The 3,883-nt window shown below is 70.9% G+C and carries 6 protein-coding genes; all 6 read right to left on the minus strand.

Annotated features, from left to right (window positions below):
• Positions 1-421 (minus strand): hypothetical protein (locus tag Q7W29_07190; GenBank protein ID MDO9171596.1); only part of this gene is annotated, 421 nt, incomplete at its 3' end.
• Positions 422-489: 68 nt separating this feature from the next.
• Entirely contained in the window at positions 490-1,353 is an 864-nt protein-coding gene (locus tag Q7W29_07195) for an ABC-2 family transporter protein (protein ID MDO9171597.1), read from the minus strand.
• A gap of 1 nt (position 1,354) precedes the next feature.
• The gene (locus Q7W29_07200) at positions 1,355-2,221 is read right to left on the minus strand and encodes an ABC-2 family transporter protein (GenBank protein MDO9171598.1); all 867 of its coding nucleotides are present in this window, start codon (positions 2,219-2,221) and stop codon (positions 1,355-1,357) included.
• The gene (locus Q7W29_07205) at positions 2,218-3,246 is read right to left on the minus strand and encodes an ATP-binding cassette domain-containing protein (GenBank protein ID MDO9171599.1); all 1,029 of its coding nucleotides are present in this window, start codon (positions 3,244-3,246) and stop codon (positions 2,218-2,220) included. The genes Q7W29_07200 and Q7W29_07205 overlap by 4 nt, the downstream gene beginning before the upstream one ends.
• Positions 3,243-3,506, minus strand: coding sequence for an exodeoxyribonuclease VII small subunit (xseB, locus tag Q7W29_07210; protein ID MDO9171600.1), 264 nt, complete (start codon positions 3,504-3,506; stop codon positions 3,243-3,245). The genes Q7W29_07205 and xseB overlap by 4 nt, the downstream gene beginning before the upstream one ends.
• Before the next feature lie 12 nt (positions 3,507-3,518).
• Positions 3,519-3,883: exodeoxyribonuclease VII large subunit (locus Q7W29_07215; protein MDO9171601.1), on the minus strand; the 365-nt coding region annotated here is incomplete at its 5' end.

A 3,883-nucleotide genomic window follows, 5' to 3' on the forward strand; every position in this document is an offset into this window, starting at 1 on the left:
CCACCCAGTGCACGACCTGCACCACGCCGTCCTGAAACGTGAGCCCCGGGAACAGCCCCGCCGTCACGGTGCCCGGTTCCGGGCCCACGTTGATGTGCTTCCCGTTGATCTCCTGGTTGAGCACCTTCCAGCCGGGGGCGCCGTCGACCGTCAGCTTCAGTTCGATCCCGCCCACGGTCAGCACCTGCTCGCCGCGGGCGCGGACGATCTCGGGCACCGCGAGCAGGGCGTAGAGATCGACCAGGGTGCCCACCACGGGCAGGGAGTCGCGGCGCGTTACGTGCGCTGCTTCCGGACCCGGCGTAAAGCTCAGCAGGACGTCGCCGTAGTGCCCGGCCCAGTCCCCGGCCGACGCCGGCGAGGGGCAGGCGGCCAGCAAGGCGAACGCGAACAGGACCGCCGCACACCGACTCGTCGCCATGGCTGATTCCCCCCGTGAAGGTGAAGCTCGTTGAACCCCGCGTGCAGGGCCGGGGTTCCGGCCGGCCCTCAGCTGCCGGTGCTCGTGTAGCGGCGCACGCCGCGGGTCCAGGTCAGGTAGCCGATCCCGAAGGTGAGCCCCCCCACCGCGGGCGTCAAGAGGGCGACGCGCTCCCACTGCGGGCCGCCGACGTACCAGGCGGCCGGGTAGAAGGCCACCCAGGCGAAGGGCAGCACGAAGGTCAGCAGCAGCCGCACCAGGGGGCTGAAGATGGTGACCGGGTAGCGGCTGAAGCGGATCACGTTGTAGACGGGCGGGGCCAGGCCCAGGCGGTCCTCCATCCAGAAGGAGAGCGCGGTCAGCCCCAGGAAGACGCCGGTGTAGACCAGCGCAGCCGAGACGGCCAGCAGCGGCAGCAGCGCGAGGCCGGCCACGCCGATGTCCAGGCCGAGGCGGGAGCCGGCGTAGCCCATCACCGCACCGCCCAGGATCAGCTCGTTGATCCCCCCGGTGCCGAAGCTGCTGCACAGGATCTGGGCCAGCGGGTTGACGGGCCGCAGCAGGATCCGGTCGAAATCCCCCTCGATGATGTACTGCTCGCTGAAGCCGTAGAGGTTCACGCTCACCAGGTTGAACAGCCCCAGCGGCAGCAGGCTGAAGCCGTAGATGAACAGCACCTGGTCGTACGACCAGCCTCGCAGGCTCTCGACCTTGCTGAACACCGCCGACAGCACCAGCAGCTGGACGCCCAGGGACACGAGGTTGGCCGTCATGTCGACCAGGAAATCCACCCGGTAGGCCAGCCGCGACTTGATGAACTGCGCGAAGTAGGCGACGAAGATCGCGGCCTGGCGCCACGGCTCGTGCAGCCGCCGTCGCAGGCCGTCCTCGCGGCGCGGCAGCAGGGGTCTCCCGGGCGTCGCTGGCTCCATCTCACCCCCCCTGCAGCGTGACGTGGCGGACCGAGCGGTTCCAGAACCAGCGGCCCAGGACGGACAGCCCCAGCGCCCACGCGGCCTGCAGCAGCAGGGCTCCGGCCAGGGAAGCGCCGGGGCGCTGGCCGAGGTAGATCATGACCGGCACGTAGCTCACGGCCTGGAACGGCAGCCACGCGACGACCGTCTGCACCCAGCCGGGAAAGAAAGTGAAGGGCACCAGCACGCCGGTCAGGAACTCCATCATGATCATCTTGGCGCGCACCACGCCCGAGACGTTCTTGAGGTAGAACGCCAGGCAACCCACCAGGAAGTTGATCTGGGCGTTGACCACCAGCGCCAGCAGGAAGCTCAGCAGCGTCCAGCCGTAGAGCGCCGGGTGCGGCGGCGGGGCCAGGCCGAACAGCGGGATGACCACCACCAGGATGGGCAGCGTGAACAGCAGGAAGCGGAACGCCGCCTCCCCCATCGCCTCGCTCAGCATCATGGTCTGCACGTGCAGGGGCTTGATCAGCTGCACCGCGATCTCGCCCTTGCTCACCTGCCAGCTCAGCGTGCGGTCGATGTTGTTGAAGGTGAAGCTGCGCCCCGCCCAGCTCAGGATCACGTAGGCGATCATCTGGGCCAGCGTCAGCCCGCCCAGCCGCGCCGCCTCGGCGCCCTCCGGCCGGCTGGCGTAGATCGCGGAGAACAGGAAATAGTTGCCGGCCACGAAGACCGTGTAGCTGACCACGCCGGTGTAGTAGCGCAGCCGGTAGGCCAGCATCTTCAGGAAGGCCAGCCGCACGAACTGCAGGTAGAGGGCGACGCTGGCCGCGCGGCCGCGCCGCCAGCGCGGGAGCGCCGGCGCCCCGGCCCCGATCACGACAGCTCCCCGGCGTCGCCGCGGCGGTAGATGCCGCGCACGATCTCCTCGATGCTCTGCTCGGCGAGGCGCAGGTCCAGGACCGCCTGGGCGTTGACGACCCTCTTGATGACCTCGGCGCCGCGCACGTCGCGCCGGCTGAAGTCGGCGACGTGAAGAAGGCCCGCCGCCTCGCGCCACTGCACCGGCAGGCCGGCGGTCGCGGCGGCCAGGTCCGCGCTCGGGACGGGTTCGCGCAGCTCGACGTGCAGCGCGACGCGGTCGTCGACCCGCGCCCGCAGCCCCTCGAGGTCCCCGTCGTAGAGCACGCGGCCGTGGTCGATGATGATCACGCGCCGGCAGAGCTGCTGGATGTCGCCGAGGTCGTGGGTCGTCAGCAGCACGGTCGTGCCCTGGCTCTCGCGGATGTCGCGCAGGAACGTGCGCACGCTCTCCTTGGCCACGACGTCCAGGCCGATCGTCGGCTCGTCCAGGAACAGCAGGCGCGGCGAGTGCAGCAGCGCCGCCGCGAGCTCGCAGCGCATGCGCTGGCCCAGGGACAGCTTGCGCACCGGCTGGTGCAGGAACTCCCCCAAGCCCAGCAGTTCGTCCAGGCGGCCGAGCTGGCGGCGGTAGTCCGCGTCCGGCACCTCGTAGATCTTCTGCAGCAGGCGGAAGGATTCGACCACCGCCAGGTCCCACCACAGCTGGGTGCGCTGCCCGAAGACCGCCCCGATGTGGCGCGTGTAGTGGCCCCGGTCGCGCCAGGGCACCAGACCGCCGATGTCGACGGTGCCGGAGGTCGGGGTCAGGATGCCGGTGAGCATCTTGATGGTCGTGCTCTTGCCGGCGCCGTTGGCCCCGATGTAGCCGACCATCTCGCCGGCCGCGACGTCGAAGCTGACCCGGTCGACGGCGTGCAGGGTTTCGCGGCGGGGACGCAGCAGGTCCACCACGCCGCCGCGCACGCCTTCCCGGCGGCGGGAGACGCTGTAGTCGCGGCAGAGGTCGCGGACCCGGATCAGGGGGAGATCGGCGGCGTTCACGTGCGACCGGGCTGCCCGTCGGCTGGCGCCGACCGGTCCTCGCGCAGGCGCGCCGTGAACTCCTGGACCTCCAGTTCGGTGCGCTGGAGCTTCTCGCGGCACAGGTCGACCAGCACCACGGCGCGCTTCACTTCGCCGGACAGCTCGTCGACGTCGATCTCGTCCTTCTCGAGGCGGGCCAGGATGGTCTCGACCTCGGCCAGCGCCTCGCCGAAGCTGGGCGTCTCGTCTTTTGAGGTCATTTTATCCTTCGCAGGCATGTCGTTCTCCTCTCAGTCCCGGCCGGCGTCGCCGGCGCTCTCCACGATACTCACGATCTGCCCGCTTTGCAGCCGGGTGACGAGCCGGTCCCCGGGCGCGACGGCGGCGGCGTCGCGCAGCAATCGGCCGTGCGCGTCCAGGGTCAGGCTCCAACCGCGCCGCAGCTGGCGTGCGGGATCGAGCCACTGCGCCTTCTGCGCGAGATGGTCCAGGCGGGCGCGGCGCACGGCGAGCACGGCGCCCGTGGCCCGGTCGAGGCGGGCCGCGGCACGTTCGAGCTCCGACCGTCGCCGGGGCCACGTGGCGAGCAGGCGCTGCGGGTCCAGGGCCAGCCGCGCGCGCGCCTCACGTTCGCCGGCGCGCTCGAGGCGGCGCT

Source organism: bacterium (genome assembly GCA_030654305.1).
Taxonomy (GTDB): domain Bacteria; phylum Krumholzibacteriota; class Krumholzibacteriia; order LZORAL124-64-63; family LZORAL124-64-63; genus PNOJ01.